At 71.1% G+C, this 16,985-nt stretch carries 17 protein-coding genes; 2 read left to right on the top strand and 15 right to left on the bottom strand.

Annotated features, from left to right (window positions below; translation table 11 throughout):
- Window positions 1–40 precede the first annotated feature (40 nt).
- From ACFVT5_RS07105 to ACFVT5_RS07095, 3 genes are read right to left on the bottom strand one after another with little or no spacing between them, the layout of a single operon-like run.
- Entirely contained in the window at window positions 41–1,225 is a 1,185-nt protein-coding gene (locus ACFVT5_RS07105; RefSeq protein WP_389882329.1) for an acyl-CoA dehydrogenase family protein, read from the bottom strand.
- Complete coding sequence (locus tag ACFVT5_RS07100) at window positions 1,222–2,145, bottom strand: cyclase family protein (RefSeq protein ID WP_389882327.1); 924 nt, start codon at window positions 2,143–2,145, stop codon at window positions 1,222–1,224. Before ACFVT5_RS07100 ends, ACFVT5_RS07105 begins: the two co-directional genes overlap by 4 nt.
- Window positions 2,142–3,677 (bottom strand): AMP-binding protein, encoded by a 1,536-nt coding sequence (locus ACFVT5_RS07095; RefSeq protein ID WP_389882325.1) that lies wholly within the window; start codon window positions 3,675–3,677, stop codon window positions 2,142–2,144. Before ACFVT5_RS07095 ends, ACFVT5_RS07100 begins: the two co-directional genes overlap by 4 nt.
- Window positions 3,678–3,791: 114 nt before the next feature.
- On the opposite strand from ACFVT5_RS07095, the gene ACFVT5_RS07090 reads away from it, so the two are divergent.
- Window positions 3,792–4,640: an acyl-CoA thioesterase gene (locus ACFVT5_RS07090; RefSeq protein WP_389882323.1), complete on the top strand. Its 849-nt coding sequence runs from the start codon at window positions 3,792–3,794 to the stop codon at window positions 4,638–4,640.
- A 45-nt stretch (window positions 4,641–4,685) separates the two neighbouring features.
- Here ACFVT5_RS07090 and ACFVT5_RS07085 read toward each other — a convergent pair whose 3' ends face one another.
- The 12 genes from ACFVT5_RS07085 to mftA all read right to left on the bottom strand — a co-directional run bounded on the left by ACFVT5_RS07085 (window position 4,686) and on the right by mftA (window position 16,094).
- Window positions 4,686–5,354, bottom strand: a complete 669-nt coding sequence (locus ACFVT5_RS07085; protein WP_389882321.1) for a TetR/AcrR family transcriptional regulator — start codon at window positions 5,352–5,354, stop codon at window positions 4,686–4,688.
- A 190-nt stretch (window positions 5,355–5,544) separates the two neighbouring features.
- Window positions 5,545–7,179, bottom strand: coding sequence for a flavin-containing monooxygenase (locus ACFVT5_RS07080; RefSeq protein ID WP_389882319.1), 1,635 nt, complete (start codon window positions 7,177–7,179; stop codon window positions 5,545–5,547).
- A 286-nt stretch (window positions 7,180–7,465) separates the two neighbouring features.
- On the bottom strand, window positions 7,466–8,092 hold the full coding sequence (locus tag ACFVT5_RS07075; RefSeq protein WP_389882317.1) for a CoA transferase subunit B: 627 nt from the start codon (window positions 8,090–8,092) through the stop codon (window positions 7,466–7,468).
- Window positions 8,076–8,906: a CoA transferase subunit A gene (locus ACFVT5_RS07070; protein ID WP_389882315.1), complete on the bottom strand. Its 831-nt coding sequence runs from the start codon at window positions 8,904–8,906 to the stop codon at window positions 8,076–8,078. The genes ACFVT5_RS07075 and ACFVT5_RS07070 overlap by 17 nt, the downstream gene beginning before the upstream one ends.
- A gap of 76 nt (window positions 8,907–8,982) precedes the next feature.
- Window positions 8,983–9,948, bottom strand: a complete 966-nt coding sequence (locus ACFVT5_RS07065; RefSeq protein WP_389882313.1) for an alpha/beta hydrolase — start codon at window positions 9,946–9,948, stop codon at window positions 8,983–8,985.
- 226 nt (window positions 9,949–10,174) lie between these two features.
- Entirely contained in the window at window positions 10,175–11,638 is a 1,464-nt protein-coding gene (mftF, locus tag ACFVT5_RS07060) for a mycofactocin biosynthesis glycosyltransferase MftF (RefSeq protein ID WP_389882311.1), read from the bottom strand.
- On the bottom strand, window positions 11,635–12,435 hold the full coding sequence (locus ACFVT5_RS07055; RefSeq protein WP_389882310.1) for a mycofactocin-coupled SDR family oxidoreductase: 801 nt from the start codon (window positions 12,433–12,435) through the stop codon (window positions 11,635–11,637). The genes mftF and ACFVT5_RS07055 overlap by 4 nt, the downstream gene beginning before the upstream one ends.
- Window positions 12,432–13,121, bottom strand: coding sequence for a mycofactocin biosynthesis peptidyl-dipeptidase MftE (gene mftE / locus ACFVT5_RS07050; RefSeq protein ID WP_389882308.1), 690 nt, complete (start codon window positions 13,119–13,121; stop codon window positions 12,432–12,434). The genes ACFVT5_RS07055 and mftE overlap by 4 nt, the downstream gene beginning before the upstream one ends.
- Entirely contained in the window at window positions 13,118–14,305 is a 1,188-nt protein-coding gene (gene mftD, locus ACFVT5_RS07045; RefSeq protein ID WP_389882306.1) for a pre-mycofactocin synthase MftD, read from the bottom strand. The genes mftE and mftD overlap by 4 nt, the downstream gene beginning before the upstream one ends.
- Window positions 14,306–14,320: 15 nt before the next feature.
- Window positions 14,321–15,550 carry a mycofactocin radical SAM maturase gene (gene mftC, locus ACFVT5_RS07040; protein ID WP_389882304.1) on the bottom strand — a complete coding sequence of 410 codons (1,230 nt, stop codon included), beginning with the start codon at window positions 15,548–15,550 and terminating at the stop codon, window positions 14,321–14,323.
- A gap of 35 nt (window positions 15,551–15,585) precedes the next feature.
- Complete coding sequence (gene mftB, locus ACFVT5_RS07035) at window positions 15,586–15,933, bottom strand: mycofactocin biosynthesis chaperone MftB (RefSeq protein WP_389882302.1); 348 nt, start codon at window positions 15,931–15,933, stop codon at window positions 15,586–15,588.
- A gap of 11 nt (window positions 15,934–15,944) precedes the next feature.
- A complete protein-coding gene (mftA, locus tag ACFVT5_RS07030; RefSeq protein WP_389882300.1) occupies window positions 15,945–16,094 on the bottom strand; it encodes a mycofactocin precursor MftA in 150 nt (49 codons plus the stop codon).
- A gap of 154 nt (window positions 16,095–16,248) precedes the next feature.
- Here mftA and mftR point away from each other — a divergent pair, with 154 nt between their 5' ends.
- Entirely contained in the window at window positions 16,249–16,980 is a 732-nt protein-coding gene (mftR, locus tag ACFVT5_RS07025) for a mycofactocin system transcriptional regulator (RefSeq protein ID WP_389882298.1), read from the top strand.
- The last annotated feature ends 5 nt before the right edge of the window (window positions 16,981–16,985 follow it).

The following is a 16,985-nucleotide window of genomic DNA, read 5'->3' as shown; positions in this document are numbered from 1 at the left end:
CCGGCGTGCCCTTCCGGCTCGGTTCGTGTGGTCACGGCGCTCACCGTGGAAGGCCCAGCAGACGCTCGGCGATGATGTTGCGCTGGATCTCGCTGGTGCCGGAGTAGATGGACGCCGCGCGGGTGGCGAGCCGGGCGTGGGTGTCGCGGCGGCCCACGAGCAGGCTCTCCGCCCCGGACGCCTCGGCGCACGCCGTGCCGAGGTCCTTCTCCAACTCGCCCCACACCAGGTTCGTCAGGGAACCGACCGCACCGAGTTCCTTGCCCTCGGCGGCCAGCGTGGCACCGCGGTGGTTGAGCCGGCGCAGCCCCTGGCAGCGGACCCACAGCGCCAGGTGCCGGGCGCGGGCGTCGGCGGCGCGCTCGGGTGACACGGCTCCGCGCGCCTCGGCATCGTCCACGGCGCGCTCGCAGTCGGCGAGTCGTACGAGCAGCCGGGCATGGTCGGTATAGCCCTGGTCGCCGCGCTCGAACTGGAAGAGGGTCATCGCCGCCTCCCATCCGTGGCCGACCTCGCCGACGACCCAGGCGCCCGGGACCCTGGCGTCCTCGAAGAAGACTTCGCAGAACTCCTCGTCGCCGCTGATCTGCCGGATCGGCCGCACGGTCACACCCGGCTGCCGCACCGGGCAGATCAGCAGGGTGAGGCCGCGGTGCCGCTCGGACCCGGCCTCGGTCCGGCACAGTACGAAGCAGTAGTCGGCGTACTGTCCGAAGGTCGTCCAGGTCTTCTGGCCGTTGACGACCCACTCGTCCCCGGACATCTCCGCGCGGGTACGCAGGGACGCCAGGTCGGAACCGGAGTTCGGCTCCGAGAAGCCCTGGCACCACATCTCGTCACCGGAGAGAATTCCGGGCAGGAAGCGCTTCTTGAGTTCGTCGGAGCCGTGCGCCATCAGGGTGGGTCCGAGGAGGATCAGGCCGGGGGTGTTGACCGGCTCGGGGGCGCGCGCGAGGGCCAGCTCCTCGTAATACATGAACTGCGTCATCGGGTCGGCGCCCTGGCCGCCGTACTCGACCGGCCAGTGCAGACCGACTCGGCCCGCCTCGGCCAGTTGCCGGTGCCACGACCGCCGGCACGCGAACTTCTCGCCCTGGTCGAGCGGTTCACTGGCGGGCGGGTGCTCCCTCAGCCAGGCTCGCAGCTCGGCGCGGAAGGGATGGTCGTACGGCGTGGAGGCAAGCTCCGGGCCGAGTACGCCGTGGTCCAGCGGGGTCACTGTCACAGCACCGCCAATGCGTTCGAAGGGGAGCTGACACCACGGGTCAGCGGGAGGGGCACGGCCGCGAAGAGGAAGGTCCAGCGCCCCAGCTCCGCGCAGCGCGCGGCCAGCCGGTCCAGGTCGAGGAGTTCGGCCACGGCGGTGCCGAGCATGGGGAGCAGCCGCCGGTGCAGGGAGCCGACGGCCGGGTCGCCGGGTGCGCTCTCCAGCGCCGGGTTGTCGGCGCAGACGGCCGCGAGCCGGGCGTCCCAGACGAAGCGCGCGGTGTCCTCGTCGGCCCGGAGCCCGGAGAACACCGCGCTCAGCCGGGCGTCCGCGCGGTCCTCGCGGGAGAGCGCCCGGTATCCGGTCACCCATCCGGTGCGTACGCAGGCGATGTCGCCGGTCCGGAACGCGACCCCCTGGGCCGTGGCGCAGGCGCGCAGTTCTGCCGCGGTGATCTCGGTGCCGGCGAACGGGTCGAGCGGACGCCCTGCGGACCGCGCCCAGCGGGCGACGTCCAGCAGCACGCCCCGTCCGACGATGCCGTGGCGGGCCCAGTGCTGGATGCCGAGCGCGTCCGGGTCGGCGTCGAGGTCGGTGACGCCGCCGAAGTAGCCGTACTCGCGGGCCCGTACGTGCCGTAGACCGTCCCACTGCGAACCGGCCTGCGGGTTGAACGCGTCAAGGACGTCCTCGAACGTGTTGCGGCCCTCGGCCACCACCCGGTGCTTCATCCGGGCCCGGCCGAACAGGGGTGGGTCGAGCAGGTCGAGCGGGAGGTTCAGGGCGATCGACTCGCCGGTGCGCGCCTCGGCCACGGCGGCGAGCCGGGTGGTGTCGTCGAGGTGGGACAGGCTGCCGAGGTCGCGGTCGAGGACGTCCCACGCGTACGGCAGTCCGAGCGCGGGGTGCCGGGGAAGTTCGTCGTAGGCGGGTATCACGGGCGTGCCCCGCTCCGCCGGGCCCCGGTGTGGGACTCCTGGCGCAGGGCGTACTTGGACACCCGGCCGGTCTCCGTCCGGGGCAGATCGCCGCGCAGCTCGACGTACTGGGGGCGCATGAAGTCGCCGAGCGCCTTGTCTCCGAAGGCGAAGACGTCGTCGGTGGTGAGGTCCGAGCCGGGCCGGGGCACCACCACGACGAGGACGTCTTCCTCGCTCAGCTCGGAGGGCACGCCGATGGCCGCGACCTCCAGGATGTCCGGGTGTTCAAGGAGGGCCTTCTCGACCAGGAAGGAGCTGATGTTCTCGCCGCGGCGCCGGATGGTGTCCTTGAGCCGGTCCATGAAGACGTAGTAGCCGTCGGCACGCCGGCGGCAGACGTCGCCGGTGTGGAACCAGCCGCCGGCCAGCGCCTCTGCGGTCTTCTCCGGCTCACGGAAGTACGCGGTCATGAAGGCGTCCGGGACACGGCTGCGTACCCACAACTCACCGGGCTGTTCGGCGCCCAGTTCCTGACCGTCGGCGTCCATGATCTTCAGTTCGGTGTGTTCCAGGGGGAGTCCGAAGGTGCCGGGACGGCGGTCGTCCGGCGGGTTCATGCACGCCATCGTCCCGGTCTCGGTGAGGCCGTACCCCTCGACCACACGGACCCCGTACCGCTCCTCCAACGACCCGTGCAGGTCCTCGGGCACCGGTGCGGCGACGATGTAGCGCAGGGGTGTCGCCGCGTCGGACGGCAGCGGTTCGGTCTTGGCGAGGAGGGCCAGCATCGAGCCGAGGAGATTGGTGACGGTGGCACCGCTCTCGGCGAGCCAGCGCGGGAAGCGGCTGAGGGAGAACTTGCCGTTCAGGGCGACCTCGGCGCCGAGCGTGAACGCCGCCATGACGGTGGTCTGTTGGGCGTTGCAGTGGAACAGGGGCAGGCAGGTGTGCAGGATGTCGTCCTCACGCAGCCCCAGGTGGTGGGCGAAGTAGCCACCGGTGTTGAGGTAGCTGGTGTGGCTGAGGACGACACCCTTCGGCAGGCCCGTGGTTCCGGAGGTGTAGATGATGTTCATCGGGTCGTGCCCGGTGAGCGCCGCGGGCTCCGCGGCGGGTTCGTGCGTGGCGAGGATCTCCGGCAATGTGCTCGTCGTCGTGTGCCACTGGCCGTCCGGCATGCCCGTGGTGGACCGGGCCGCGGCGAGCAGTTCGTCGTCGGCGATGAGGCCGACGGCCGCCGAGTGGGTGAGCGGATGCGTCAGCGCCTCACCGACCGATGAGGTGTTCAAGGGGACGCCCACCGCTCCGGCGCGGGCGATGCCGAGCCAGGCGTGGAGGAAATCCAGCGAGTTGCGCATCAGCAGCGCGACCCGGTCGCCCGGTCGCACGCCTTTCGCCAGCAGCCAGGTCTGTACGGCCGCGGCCCGGCTGTCGAGTTCGCCGTACGTGCATGCCTCGCCCTCGAACCGCGCGGCCACGCGGTCCGGATGCCGCTGACCCTGGTGGTGGATCAGTTCGGGCACCGAGGTGAAGCTGGTGTACGGCCCCATCGCCTGGCCCCTCCCGTCGAAGAATTTCTACCGTCCGTTTGGCAGAACGATAGGGTCGTTGCATGACACACGTCAACCACGTGCACCACCACGTCGAGCAAGGACGGTGACCCTTTGAGCGAGACCATCGAGTGGGCCGAGGACGAGTGGGCCGAGGACGTGTCTCTTCCGGCCGGGAACGGCGCGCGGGCCTTCGGCGGCGGCACTCTGGCGCTGATGATGACGGCGGCGGACCGCCTTGCCGCACCGGGCGCCTCGGTGCACTCGGTGCATGCGAGCTTCCTGCGTCCCGGGCGCACCGACGGGCCCGCCCACCTGCGGGCCGTCACACTGCGCGCCTCACGCAGCTTCACCACGGTCCGGGTGGTGGCGGAGCAGCGCGGCCGGGCGGTCACGACGGCCACGGTGTCGTTTCATGTCCCGGCGGCCTCGCGGGCGCACGCCGCTTGCTTGGTCACCCCTCCACGCTCACCCGCCGCGTCACCTCCGGCAAGCGGCGGGCCGATCCCCGCGCCGGACGCCCCGACCCGGGCCGGCTTCGACCTCCGCGACGCGGGCGCGGGAGGTACGGTCCGGCGCGGCGACGACGGCCGTCCGGTGGTGGCGTACTGGGTGCGCGCCCGGGTGCCGGTCGAGGCCGGGATCCGTTCGGCGGCGGCACTCGCGTGGGTGTCGGACCTGTGTCTGACGCGCGTGGCGGATCTGGAGCACGAGCACGCGCCGGGGACCAGGAGGGCGGCATCGCTGGACCACGCGATGTGGTTCCACGCGCCCGTCGACCTCGACGGCTGGCTGCTCTACGAACTCACCAGCCCGGCCTACGGGGACGGCTTGGCGCTGTCGACCGGACGCTTCCACGACAGCACGGGGCGGCTCGTGGCGTCGGTCGCCCAGCAGAGCCTGCTGCTGCGCGGCACGGAGGGCGATACGGAGGGCGATAGAACGGCGTTTACGGAGGGTTGAGGGTGGGCGCGACGGAGGGTGTGCGTCCCGGGGCGTGAGGCGCCGTCAGCCCGCCACGAACATCTTGATGGCCATGTCGGCGTACCGCTTGGCGACGGCCTGGGGGCTCTGCCTGCCCTTGGGCTTGTACCAGTCGGGCAGCGAGGAGACCGCGGACATCACGAAGTAGGTCGCGAGCTTGGTGTCCAGCTCGGGGTCGAGTTCCCCGGCGTCGCCGATGGCCTGGATCATCTCCTCGACCACGTCGTCGTAGTAGCGCCGCTGGGCGGCCATCGTCTCCCGGAGGTCGTCGCTGGCGTGCCGCCACTCCCGGGCGAACAGAATCGCCCGCTGGAGGTGCGTGAGATACCAGAGGGCGTACTCCTCAAGGAACGCGTGCAGGCGCTCCACCGGCGGCGCGTCCCCGGTCCGGTGCCGCTCGGCGATCTCCTGGACCTGCTCGTGGGAGGTCTCGAAGATCTTGCGGAGCAGGGTCTCCTTGGTGTCGATGTAGTAGTAGAGACTGCCCTTGAGCATGCCGAGCGCGTCCGCGATGTCCCGGACGGAGGTCGCGGCGTAACCGTTCTCGGAGAAGAGCCGGACGGCGGTCTCGACCACCTCCTGGTCCCGTGACCGGCGCCCGCCGAGCGGCTCCAGGTTCCTGGGCGCGCTCGGCCGGCCGCGCTTGGCGCCGGTGGCGCTTCCCTGACCGGCCTTGGGCGTCCTGGGCGACATGTGGGGGCGACCTCCCGCTCGATGTTCGACTGCACCGGATCCTACAGCCCTCCGCCCGACCGTCCGGTTGAAATGTTGCCTACCGTGCGTTTGCCCGTGTGCCGGTCCGGCACTTCGGACATGCCACGACCTCGCCACGGCGGGATCCGCCGTGGCGAGGTCGTCCCCCCGCCGGCACCCTCACGTCCGGTCAGGCCGGGTCCGCCGCGGACCCGGTGAACTCGAAGTGCGGGTAGCCCGCTGCCGCCTCGGTGTCACAGAGGTCGGCATGGACGTTCGCACCGCCGAAGTAGACGTTGAAGGCGCGTGCCTTGCCCTCGATGTTGGCGCCGGCGAACCACGAGTTCGCCTCCAGGCCGTAGCGGGTGACCAGGCTCTCGGCGACTTCGTTGAGGTGCTTGGTCCACTCGATCTCGGACTCCCTCGTCGGCTGGGCGAGCGCGACGCCGTTCTCCCGCATGTGCGTGATGAGGTCGGCGATCCAGTTGCCCTGCTCCTGCGCCCCCGGCGGCAGGTTGGCGAAGGGGCTCTGCGGTCCGGCGACCATGAACATGTTGGGGAAGCCGTTCACGGCGAGGCCGAGGTAGGTCTGCGGTCCCGCGATCCACGCGTCGTTGAGCGACGCCCCGCCGACCCCTCGGATGTCCATCCGGGTGAAGGCACCGGTGATGGCGTCGAAGCCGGTGGCGACCACGATCACGTCGAAGGGCTGCTCACCGTCGGCGGTGCGGATGCCGTCGGGTGTGAGGGCGACGATCGGTGTGTCGGTGAGGTCCACGAGCCGGACCGTGGGCTTGTTGAACGCCTGGTGGTAGCCGTCCGACGCGGGGGGCCGCTTCGCCCCGTACGGATGGTGGGGGATGAGCTTCTCGGCGACCGCCGGGTCGTGCACGGTCGAGCGGATCTTCTTCGCCATCCACGCGCAGACCAGGTCGTTGGCGGACTTGTCGGTGGACAGGTCGCCGAAGGTCTCGTACAGCATCGAGAAGCCACCGGTGGCCCAGGCGTCGGTGAAGATCTGCTCGCGCTCGGCCTCCGGTGTGTCCAGGGCGGAACGGGCGACCATCTCCCAGGGCCAGCCCGCCGGGTGCTGTCGGACGCGCCCCCAGACCAGGTCCTGGTTGTCCGCGATCCAGTTCTTCTCGTCCTCGGTGACCGGACGGTTGCCCGTCGGGGCGACCCAGTTCGGGGTGCGCTGGAAGACCGCGAGTTCGGCGGCCTGCTCGGCGATGACCGGGATGATCTGTACGCCGCTGGATCCGGTGCCGATGACGGCGACGCGCTTGCCCGCGAAGTCGACGGCCTTGTCCTGGGGCCAGCGCGAGGTGTGGTGGATCTCGCCCCGGAAGGAGTCGATGCCCGGCACATCGGGGAAGATCGGCGCGGACACCAGGCCGAGTCCGGTGACGAAGTACGTCGCCGTGAGGGTCTCCCCCGCGTCCGTGGTGAACGTCCACCGGTTCGCGCTCTCGTCGAAGACGGCGGACTCGACCCGGGTACTGAGCGTGTAGTGCTTACGGAGGTCGTAGCGCTCGGCCACCAGCCGGAGGTAGCTCAGCACCTCGTTGCGGTCGGGGTGGATGTGGCTGAACGACCACTCGCGGGCCAGCTCCTCGTCGAAGGAGAACTGGTACGCCTCGTGCAGGGAGTCCGTGAGGGCGCCCGGATAGGCGTTCCACTGCCACACCCCGCCGACGTCGTGCCCGTCGTCGAACGATCGCACGTCGAGGCCGATGTCCCGCAGGCGTTTGGTCGCGTAGAGGCCCGAGAAGCCGGCGCCGATGACGACCGCGTCCACGTCGGGTGCGCTTGCTCTGTTGTCCATGTTCCGCCGCCTCATTGAGAGTCCCTGTCACCAATATCAAACGGTCGTTAGGTTGAAGTTAAGGTGCGTGGCGAAGAATCGTCAACGGGTGGGAGGTCTCCGGTTTCCGGGATCGCGGGGCCACCGTGACGGCCCCGGTGCGGGTGCCCGCCACTCCCGGCACCTGCGCCGACGGCGGACCGACGGACCGGAGGTACGGACCGACAAACCGGTGGAGATGAGCATGCACCGTGATGAGCCCGACCTCAAGGCCGGTACGCCACCGGAATCCCGGGACCACCGCCGTTCACAGCAGGTGCGGCTCGGTCTTCGCCCGGACCTCGTCCTCGGCGACACCGGGTGCCAGCTCCATGAGCCTCAGCCCCTCGGGGGTGACGTCGATGACGGCGAGGTCGGTGATGATCCGCTGGACCACACCCTTGCCGGTGTACGGCAGTGAACACTCGTCGACGATCTTGTACGAGCCGTCCCTGGCCGTGTGCTCCATGAGGACGATCACCCGCCGGGCACCGTGGACCAGGTCCATCGCGCCGCCCATGCCCTTGACCATCTTCCCGGGGATCATCCAGTTGGCGATGTCGCCCGTTCTGGACACCTGCATCGCACCGAGGACGGCGGTGTCGATCTTTCCGCCGCGAATCATCCCGAAGCTGGTCGCGGAGTCGAAGTACGACGCCCCGCGCCGCAACGTGACGGTCTCCTTGCCCGCGTTGATCAGATCCGGGTCCACCTCGTCCTCGGTCGGGTAGGCCCCCACCCCGAGGATGCCGTTCTCGGACTGCAACACCAGCTCGACGCCGTCGGGCACATGGTTCGGCACCAGCGTGGGCAGCCCGATGCCGAGGTTCACATATGACCCGTCCGTCAGTTCGCGGGCCACCCGGGCCGCCATCTCGTCACGCGTCCAGGCCATGCCCGCTCCTTGGGTCGCGGGGTGTGCGCTGGGCCTCGCGGGATGCGGGCGGGCTCACGGTGCGCTTCTCGATCCGCTTGTCCGCCGCCTGCTCCGGCGTCAGCGCGACCACCCGCCGCACGAACACGCCCGGGGTGTGGATCTCGTCCGGGTCCAGTTCCCCGGGCTCCACCAGGTGCTCGACCTCGGCGATCGTCACCCGACCACTCATCGCGACCAGTGGGTTGAAGTTGCGGGCGGAGGCCCGGTACACGAGATTGCCGTGCCGGTCGCCCTTCCAGGCCCGCACCAGCCCGAAGTCACAGGTGATCGCGCGCTCCAGGACGAATTCACGCTCCCCGCCGTCGACCGTGAAGGTACGGATCTCCTTCGCGGGCGAGGCGAGTGCCACCGATCCGTCGGCGGCGTACCGCCAGGGCAGACCGCCCGCGGCCACCTGGGTGCCCACGCCGGTCATGGTGTAGAACGCGGGCACCCCCGAGCCGCCGGCCCGCAGCCGCTCGGCGAGTGTGCCCTGCGGGGTCAGTTCGACCTCCAGTTCCCCGGCGAGATACTGCCGGGCGAACTCCTTGTTCTCGCCGACGTACGAGGACACCATCCGGCGGATCCTGCCGTTGGCCAGCAGCCGGCCGAGGCCGAAGTCGTCGACGCCCGCGTTGTTCGACACCGCTTCCAGACGGTCCACGCCCGCTGTCAGCAGCGCCTCGATCAGTACCGCGGGCACACCGCACAGGCCGAATCCGCCGACCGCGAGGGACGACCCGCTCGCGATGTCGGCCACCGCGTCGGCGGCGCTCGCCACGCTCTTGTCCATCCGTACTCCGTACTCCGTGTGATCAGTTCAGGTGGGTCCGTCAGTTCAGGTAGGCCCGCCAGTTGAGCTGGGTCCGTCAGTTCAGGTGGGTCCGGACGAAGCCGCCGATGTCCTCCAGCGCCGCCCCGGCCCGCTGGAGGAACGGGAAGATCGTCCAGATGTGGATCATGCCCTCGGTCAGATTGACCTCGGCCCGGCCTCCGGCGGCGCGCACACTCGCCGCGAACCGGACCGCGTCGTCGCGGAGCACCTCCGAGTCGCTGGCCAGCAGGAGCAGCGGCGGAAGGCCGTGGTGCTCGCCGTACAGCGGTGAGGCCGCCGGATGCTCCTTCGGGTCGAGGTCGCCGATGTAGACCTTGCCCATGTCCACGATCATGGCCCGGTCGATCAGCGGGTCGACGCCGTCGTTCGTGACGCAGGACTCGCCCTCGCCCGCGAGGTCGAGCAGCGGTGAGATCGCGAACCCCGCGACGGGCAGCGGGTCCCCGGCGTCCCGCAGCGACAGCAGCGTGGACATGGCCAGACCGCCGCCGGCGGAGTCACCGCTCACAACGATTCGGCGCGCGTCCTGGGTCTCAAGGAGCGCGCGGTACGCGGTCAGGGCGTCCTCGACGGCGCCGTGCGGAAACGTCAGCTCGGGGGCGAGCCGGTAGTCCGGGACGATCACCGGGACACCGGCGACCGCGGACAGCCGGTGGGCGAACTCGCGGTACGCCCACGACGACCCCATCACATAGCCACCGCTGTGGAAGTGCAGGATCACCCCGTCGCCCGTCGCACCCGGGGCGGTCACCCTGCGGGCGGGGACACCTCCCAGGCTCAGTTCCTCGACCGCCGCGTCGGCGGGGAGTTCGAACTGGGCGCACATGGCCTCGAAGCCCGCACGCCAGTCCTCGATGGGCGCCCCGACCGGCGGGGTCGCCGCCACGAACATCTGCACCGCCTTGTCGAGAAGGGCTGCTTCGCCGAGAGGAGTCACCTCGTCGCGAAGGGCCGCCTTGTCGGGAAGGGTCGCCTCGTCGGGAAGGGCGTCGTCCGTCATCTCTCGTCCCTTGTTCACGGAGTGCGGAGCGGTCGCGTAGTGCGCCGCGAGAACGGTCGGGATGGGGACACCGGCAGACACCGACCCTGAATTACTACCAACCGCTTGGTTGATACTATGAGGTCCCGAAGAGCCCCGGTCAAGGCTCCGGCGTGATCGCCGGACGCCGGTTCCCACCGAAGGGAGCGGGGTACGCGCGGTGGCGGAAGGCCGGACCGTACGTGGGTCAGGACCGCTGTTCGCCGGTGGTGGGGTCGATGCGCAAGGGGCGCCAGGTGAGTACGGGGCGCAGCGGGATGCCGGTGCCGTGGGTGAGGCAGCCGATCCAGACGCCGGTGCCGTAGGCGATGTCGTCGGCCAGGGTGCCGAGGGTGAACCGGACGGGATCCAGCGCGGGTCGTCGGGCGGCCCACGCGGCGACCCCCGGGCCGAGCAGCAGGGAGGCGACGGCGGCCCGGCGGCCCCAGCGGCGCCGCCCGCCGGGTGCCATCAGGGCGATGAGCGCCGGGGCGGCGAACTGGGTGGCGTAGCGTCCGGTGCCCAGCCATGTCTGCTGGACCGCGACAGCCATCGCGCGCGGGACGCCATCGGTCGGTACGTCGGCCTGGCGCAGGGTCCGGAGCATCGTCAGGTTCGCCATGCCGAAGGCCGCCGCCGCGACGACGGGCCGGCGGGCGAGCAGCGCGCCGACTGTGACGGCGGGCCAGGCGTGCAGGACGAGCGGCGGCACCGACGTGGGGTGCCGCAGGGCGAGCGGCGCGGCCGATGTCCCGTACCGCATGCGGCGGGTGAGCAGGGCGCGCCAGGTCACGGGTTCGCGGTGGCCGATCCGTACCGAGGGGTCGTACCGGATCCGCCCACCGCGCTCGTGCAGTCGCCAGATCAGGTCGACGTCCTCGCCCACCCGCATCGCCGGATCGAAGACCGCGCCGTCCCGCGCCACCTCCAGGAGCGCGGTCCGGCGGGCGAGCAGCGCGGCCGTCGGCACATGCGACACACGTGTCCTCGGCGCGACGCGCGCGGGCTGTTCACCGAGGTCGAGGCTGCAACTGGCGCGGGTGTAGCGGCCTGCCCAGCCGTCCGGCGCGAGGGCGGTCACCCGGGGTGCGACGGCGGCCACCAGCGGGTCGGCGAAGTGCCAGGCCAGTGCCTCGATCCAGCCGGGGACGGGTACGCAGTCGCTGTCGAGGAAGGCGACCAGCTCGCTGGTGACGTGTTCCAGGCCGGTGCTCCGCGCGGCGGCGGGTCCTCCGTTGACGGGGCGCCGCACGAGTGTGGCGCCGTGTCGGCGGACCACGGCCGCGACGGCGCCGGGGTCCTGGGACCCGTCGTCGACGACCACGACCGGATGCCGGCCGTCGAGCGCGGCCAGGCAGCGGTCGAGGAGTTCGGTCCGGTCATGGACCGGGATGACCACGGTCACGTCCGGGGAGACGGCGGCGGATTCGGGCGGGCAGGGGTGGGCCATGCCGGTGTCGGTCAGCCGCCGGGCCAGCGCCCCGGCGGCGGCCGATGTCACGGCGCCGCCTTCGGCGAGCTGCCGCCATGCCTTACGTCCGGCCCGGGTCAACCGCATCACCCGTGCCGGTGACCCTCCGAACCACATCCCATCCGCCAACTGCACGGTATCGGGGGCGAGTTGGATCCGGAATCCATGCGGAAGCGGTGTCGGCCCGGCCGGTGGGGTCACAGCGACAGACCTCCGTCCACCGGTACGACGGCACCGGTCATGCCGCTGCTGTGGGGTCCGGCCAGGAAGGCCAGTACGGCGGCGACCTCGGCGGGTTCGAGGAGGCGTCGTACGGGTTGCTGGGGGGCGAACTCCTGGGCGCCGGGCAGGCCGTAGAGGCGCGCGCTCTCGGCCAGAATGGGGGTGTCGGTCGAGCCGGGGCTGACCGCGCCCGCGGTCACACCCGTGTCGCCCAACTCGGTGCCCAGCGCGCGGATCAGCCCGGCCACACCTGCTTTGGCCGCGCAGTAGGCGGCCAGCATCGGCAGTCCTCGGGTGGCGGCGGCCGACGCGACGGCCAGGAATCGGCCCGAGCGGGGTGCCGGTCGCCGCAGCAGTGCGGGGATCGCGGCTCGCGCCAGGTTGACGACACCGCCCAGGTCCACGTCCAGTACGGCCCGTTCCTGCTCGGGCGGGACCTCCCACAGCGGGACGCCGCCCGCGATCACTCCGGCCGCCGCGACGGCGGCGTCCAGTCCGCCCCACCGGTCCTCCGCCTCGGCCACGGCCGCCTCAAGAGCCGGCGCGTCCCGCACGTCGGCGGTGTACGGGCGTACCCGGCCGGTCCCGTCGGCGCGACGGTCCGCTTCCCTGACGACAGCGGTCAGTTCGGCCTCGGTGCCCATCGGGTAGGGCAGGGCGGGGTCGTCGGCGGCACGGTCCACCGCCAGTACCGACCAGCCCTGTTCCGCCAGCGCGAGCACGGTGGCGGCCCCGATCCCCCGGGCGGCCCCGGTCACCAGCGCGACCCGTGTCATGCGTCCCCCTTCAACCGCCGTACCCACGCGACGAGTTCACCGACCGCCCGATGCAACAAGGCAGTCCCTTCGGGCGCGTTCGCCCCGGTGGGGTCGCCGAGGACTCCATTGGCGGTGACGGCGCGCAGGCCGCCCTGCCGTAGGTGTGGCAGCAGTTCGCCGATCGGTGCGGTCGCGCCGGGTTCGGCACGCTCGACATGGACGCGGTGCGGCGCGAGCGCGAGCATGAGGGAGGTCTCCGTGCGTCCGGCGTGCGCGTCCCCGCCCCAGCGCGGCGACCAGGCGCTCACCTCGCGTCCCTCGTACCGGAGTTGCTGTACGGCGCGGGCCACCGGCTGGGCGTTGCCGCCGTGCGCGGAGACGAGCACGACCCGGGGGAAGGTGGCACTCCCCGAGCGCACCAGCTCGACCAGGAGGGATTCCAGGGCCTCCTGCCCGATGGACAACGTGCCCGCGAATCCCTGGTGTTCACCGCTGGACCCGTAGGCCACCGGCGGCGCCACCACGATGTCGGGCAGCGCGTCGGCCAGCCCCTCGGCCAGGGCCACGGCGATGTCGGTGTCGGTGGACAGCGGCAGGTGCGGCCCGTGCTGTTCGGTGGCGCCGACCGGCACGGCGAGTACCGGTCCACCGCCGCTCGCACGGGCGGCCACCTCCGGCCAGGTGAGAGCCGCGAGCCGGGTCATGCCGGGGTACCGGCTCCCAAATCCCGGGTGAACCCGGCGGGGACCAGTACGTCGTCCTCGGTCAACTCATGCACGGAGGAGCGGCCCAGCGCGAGCAGCGCCGAGTCGATGCCGCCGTGCAGGATGTCGAGGACGTTCTCCACGCCCGCCTGCCCGTTCGCCGCGAGTCCCCACAGGTAGGCACGGCCGATGAGGACCGCTTTCGCGCCGAGCGCCAGTGCCTTGACGACATCGCTGCCGCGCCGGACCCCGCCGTCGAGCAGCACCTCGATCTGGTCGCCCACGGCTTTCGCGACGGCGGGAAGGGCGCGGATCGGTGCCGGTGTGCCGTCCAGGTTGTTGCCGCCGTGGTTGGACACCGAGATCGCGGTCACGCCCGCGTCCACGGCCCGCTTGGCGTCGTCCACGCGGATGACGCCCTTGAGGAGGAAGGGGCCGTCCCACTGCTCGCGCAGCCAGGCGACGTCCTCCCAGGTCGCGGGCGGTGTCTGCATCCACTCCCCGTACGCGCCGAAGAACGTCGGCGGCTGCTCGCCGAGCGCGACGACATTCGGTGTGGTGAGGTCCGGCAGGTGTCCGGTCCTGGCGTAGTCGAGCAGCCAGCGCGGGCGGGTCAGTCCCTCGGGGGCCAGCCGGGCCATCGCCTTGAGGTCCAGGCGTTCGGGGATCCAGGGGCTGCCCCAGTCCCGGCCGTGCGAGAAGGACCAGTCGAGGGTGACGATCAGCCCCTTGGCCCCGGCCGCGTGGGCCCGCTCCATGTGCCGCACCATGGAGTCCCTGCTGCCCATCCAGTACATCTGGAAGAACGTCTTCGGGTTGGCCGCGACGACCTCTTCGACCGGCTTGCTCGCGAACGAACTCAGGCCCAGCGCCGTGCCACGGGCCGCCGCCGCGCGGGCCACCGCCACCTCGCCGTCGGGATGCACCGCCTGCACACCGGTCGGCGAGACGACCACCGGCAGCGCGATCTCCTGACCCATGACCGTCGTCGCCAGCTCCCGCTTGGGCGACAGTCCGGCGACGTGCGGCGCGAATCCGAGCTGTGCGAAGGCTTCCGTGTTGTCGCGGTACGACGTGCCCTTCTCGGATCCGGCGAGCAGCGCGCTGTAGACCGACTTCGGCAGCCGGCGCCGGGCCCGGCGCTGCGCCTCGGCCACCGTCTCGAACCATCCGCCATTACCCATGAGGACCATGAGGACCTATCCCTGTTCCAGTCCCGTCAGGGGACTCTCGTCGCAGAAGCGCTCCGGGCGGCGCGTCGTCGGCATGCCGAGCGGCACCGGCGCCTGGCGGACCGGGCCGGTGTGCGAGTGGTCCCCGGTGGGGCGCGGTACACCGGTCGGGTCGATCGCCGACAGCGCGGTGACGCCGTGGCCCTTCACGCATTCGGGGTCCGGCCCGTCCAGCGGCAGACCGGTGAAGAACTTCGCGGCCATGCAGCCGCCCTGGCAGGCGTCGAACGCCGAGCACTGCGTACACGCCCCACCCGTCTGAGGGCTGCGCAGATCGAGGAAGAGCGGCGAGTCCCGCCATACCCGCGTGAACCCTCCGGTGTCGCGGACATTGCCGGCCAGGAACGCGTCGTGGATGGCGAAGGGGCAGGCGTAGACATCGCCCACGGGGTCGATGAGGCAGACCACGCGCCCCGCGCCGCACAGATTCAGCCCCGGCAACTGTTCGCCGTACGCCGACAGGTGGAAGAACGAGTCGCCGGTGAGGACGTCCTCGCCCTGGTCGACCAACCAGTGGTACAGCTCGCGTTGTTGCTCGCCGGTCGGGTGCAGTTCGTGCCAGACGTCGGCGCCGCGACCGGACGGGCGCAGCCGGGTGAGCCGGAGTTGGGCGTCGTAGCGGTCGGCGAGCGCCTTGAACGCGTCGAGTTGCGACACGTTGTGCCGGGTCATCACGACGGAGATCTTGAAGCCACGGAAACCGGCCGCGGCGAGGTTGTCCATCGCGCGCAGTGCGGTGGCGTACGAGCCCGCGCCGCGAACGGCGTCGTTGACCTCGGCGGTCGCGCCGTCCAGGGAGAGTTGCACGTCCACGTAGTCGCTCGCGGCCAGCCGGTCCGCCACCGCGGGTGTGATCTTGACGCCGTTGGTGGAGAACTTCACACCCACGCGGTGGGCGGTGGCGTAGTCGACCAGTTCCCAGAAGTCGGAGCGGACCGTGGGCTCGCCGCCTCCGATGTTGACGTAGAAGACCTGCATGCGCTCCAACTCGTCGATGACCGCCTTGCATTCGGCGGTGGTCAACTCGCGTGGGTCACGCCGGCCGGAGCTGGACAGACAGTGCACACAGGCCAGGTTGCAGGCGTAGGTCAGCTCCCAGGTCAGACAGATCGGCGCGTCGAGGCCGTGCTGGAAGTGGTCCACGAGCCGACCGGCGGGCGCGATGGTGCGCTCGGATCCGGGGGGTGCGACCGTCACAGCGCCTCCTCTCGTTGGAGTCTCCTTGGAGTCGCTCACGACTCGGCTTGAGGTCCTTCATGGTTCGGTGACGACCGCGCGGTGATCATCCGGGAGGTCGCCAGTGCGGCCAGCGCGGTCCGGTACCGGGCCAGATCGCGTTGCTCCACACCGGCGGCACGGCACGCGGACCTGGCGTCCGGCTGGTCGGCGAGTTCCTGCACCACGGCAAGCAGCACGCGGTCCTTCAGGAACGAGAGCCGTCGCGTACCGAAGTGGTACAGCAACGCCCCGAACCGTTCGGGCCGCACGGCGACCTGGGGATGCAGTTGCCAGGCGGCGTCGAGGTCGAACCGTGTGTCGGCGGGGCGTCGGCCGGTGTCGGACGAAGGCGGGGCGGACATGGACGGCCCGCTCAGTAGACGCCGCACATGCCGTCGATGGAGACCTCTTCGACCAGCAGGTCCTGTTCGAACAGGTCCTGGTCGACGGGCTGCTCGTCGGTATGCGTGGCGGGTGTGACGGGGACCGGGGCCGGGGCCGGGACCTGCGAGACGTCGCTCATGGGTGACTCCCTCTCCATCGGAGGCGTCGGTGGCATGCATCGGAGGCATGCGTCGGAGGCGCTGATCCCCATCGGCCGGAGGCCCAATCTGGCACCCGATGCCGAAAGGAGACTTGTGACAAAGTAATGGCACCCGATGCCGAAAGGAAGAGGCGTGCCGAAACTGCCCCGCCCCACCTCCGCGGACCGCCCCTCCGGGGACCCCACCTCCGGGGACCGCCCCCACCGCGTCGGACGCAAGCCGCTGACCTCCCGCGCGGAACTGGAGAAACTCGCCCTGGGCCTGTTCGCCACGCACGGCTTCGACGAGACCACGGTGGACGACATCGCGGCGGCGGCCGGTATCGGCCGACGCACCTTCTTCCGCTACTACAGCTCCAAGAACGACGTGGTCTGGGGTGACTTCGAACAGGAGTTGCAGCGGATGCGCGCCTGGTTCGCCGACTGCGCGCCCGAGGTCCCGCTGATGGACGCCCTGCGGGAGGCGATCGTGGCGTTCAATCACCTGGACGCCACGCAGGTCCCCTGGCACCGGCAGCGGATGACCCTGATCCTTCAAGTGCCCGCGCTCCAGGCCCATTCGACCCTTCGCTACGCCGACTGGCGCGCCGTCATCGCGGAGTTCGTCGCCCGGCGTCTCGGCCGGCCGGTCGACGCCACCCTCCCCCAGGTGATCGCCTATGCGGCACTGGGGACCGCCGTCGCGTCCTACGAGCAGTGGCTGCGGGACGAGGACAGCGACCTGGACACCCTCCTGGACCGGGCCCTGCGCGAACTCGCGAACGGCTTCCAGGGCCACGAGCCCGCGATCGCACCGGCGACGGCGACGACAGCGACAGCGACAGCGACAGCGACGGACGATGAGGCAGGCACCGCCGCTATTTGACCGAC

Source organism: Streptomyces sp. NPDC058001 (assembly GCF_042886315.1).
Classification (GTDB): Bacteria; Actinomycetota; Actinomycetes; order Streptomycetales; family Streptomycetaceae; genus Streptomyces.
Note: the sequence above shows the minus strand (reverse complement) of the source record. Positions and strands in the feature narration are given on the sequence as shown.

Excerpts from the sequence above, each read along its gene's own strand:
- ACFVT5_RS07095 (WP_389882325.1), bottom strand. The coding sequence starts at position 3,677 with ATGGGGCCGTACACCAGCTTCACCTCGGTGCCCGAACTGATCCACCAC.
- ACFVT5_RS07085 (WP_389882321.1), bottom strand. The coding sequence starts at position 5,354 with ATGTCGCCCAGGACGCCCAAGGCCGGTCAGGGAAGCGCCACCGGCGCC.
- ACFVT5_RS07080 (WP_389882319.1), bottom strand. The coding sequence starts at position 7,179 with ATGGACAACAGAGCAAGCGCACCCGACGTGGACGCGGTCGTCATCGGC.
- ACFVT5_RS07075 (WP_389882317.1), bottom strand. The coding sequence starts at position 8,092 with ATGGCCTGGACGCGTGACGAGATGGCGGCCCGGGTGGCCCGCGAACTG.
- ACFVT5_RS07070 (WP_389882315.1), bottom strand. The coding sequence starts at position 8,906 with ATGGACAAGAGCGTGGCGAGCGCCGCCGACGCGGTGGCCGACATCGCG.
- ACFVT5_RS07065 (WP_389882313.1), bottom strand. The coding sequence starts at position 9,948 with ATGACGGACGACGCCCTTCCCGACGAGGCGACCCTTCCCGACAAGGCG.
- ACFVT5_RS07055 (WP_389882310.1), bottom strand. The coding sequence starts at position 12,435 with ATGACACGGGTCGCGCTGGTGACCGGGGCCGCCCGGGGGATCGGGGCC.
- mftE (WP_389882308.1), bottom strand. The coding sequence starts at position 13,121 with ATGACCCGGCTCGCGGCTCTCACCTGGCCGGAGGTGGCCGCCCGTGCG.
- mftD (WP_389882306.1), bottom strand. The coding sequence starts at position 14,305 with ATGGGTAATGGCGGATGGTTCGAGACGGTGGCCGAGGCGCAGCGCCGG.
- mftB (WP_389882302.1), bottom strand. The coding sequence starts at position 15,933 with ATGTCCGCCCCGCCTTCGTCCGACACCGGCCGACGCCCCGCCGACACA.
- mftA (WP_389882300.1), bottom strand. The coding sequence starts at position 16,094 with ATGAGCGACGTCTCGCAGGTCCCGGCCCCGGCCCCGGTCCCCGTCACA.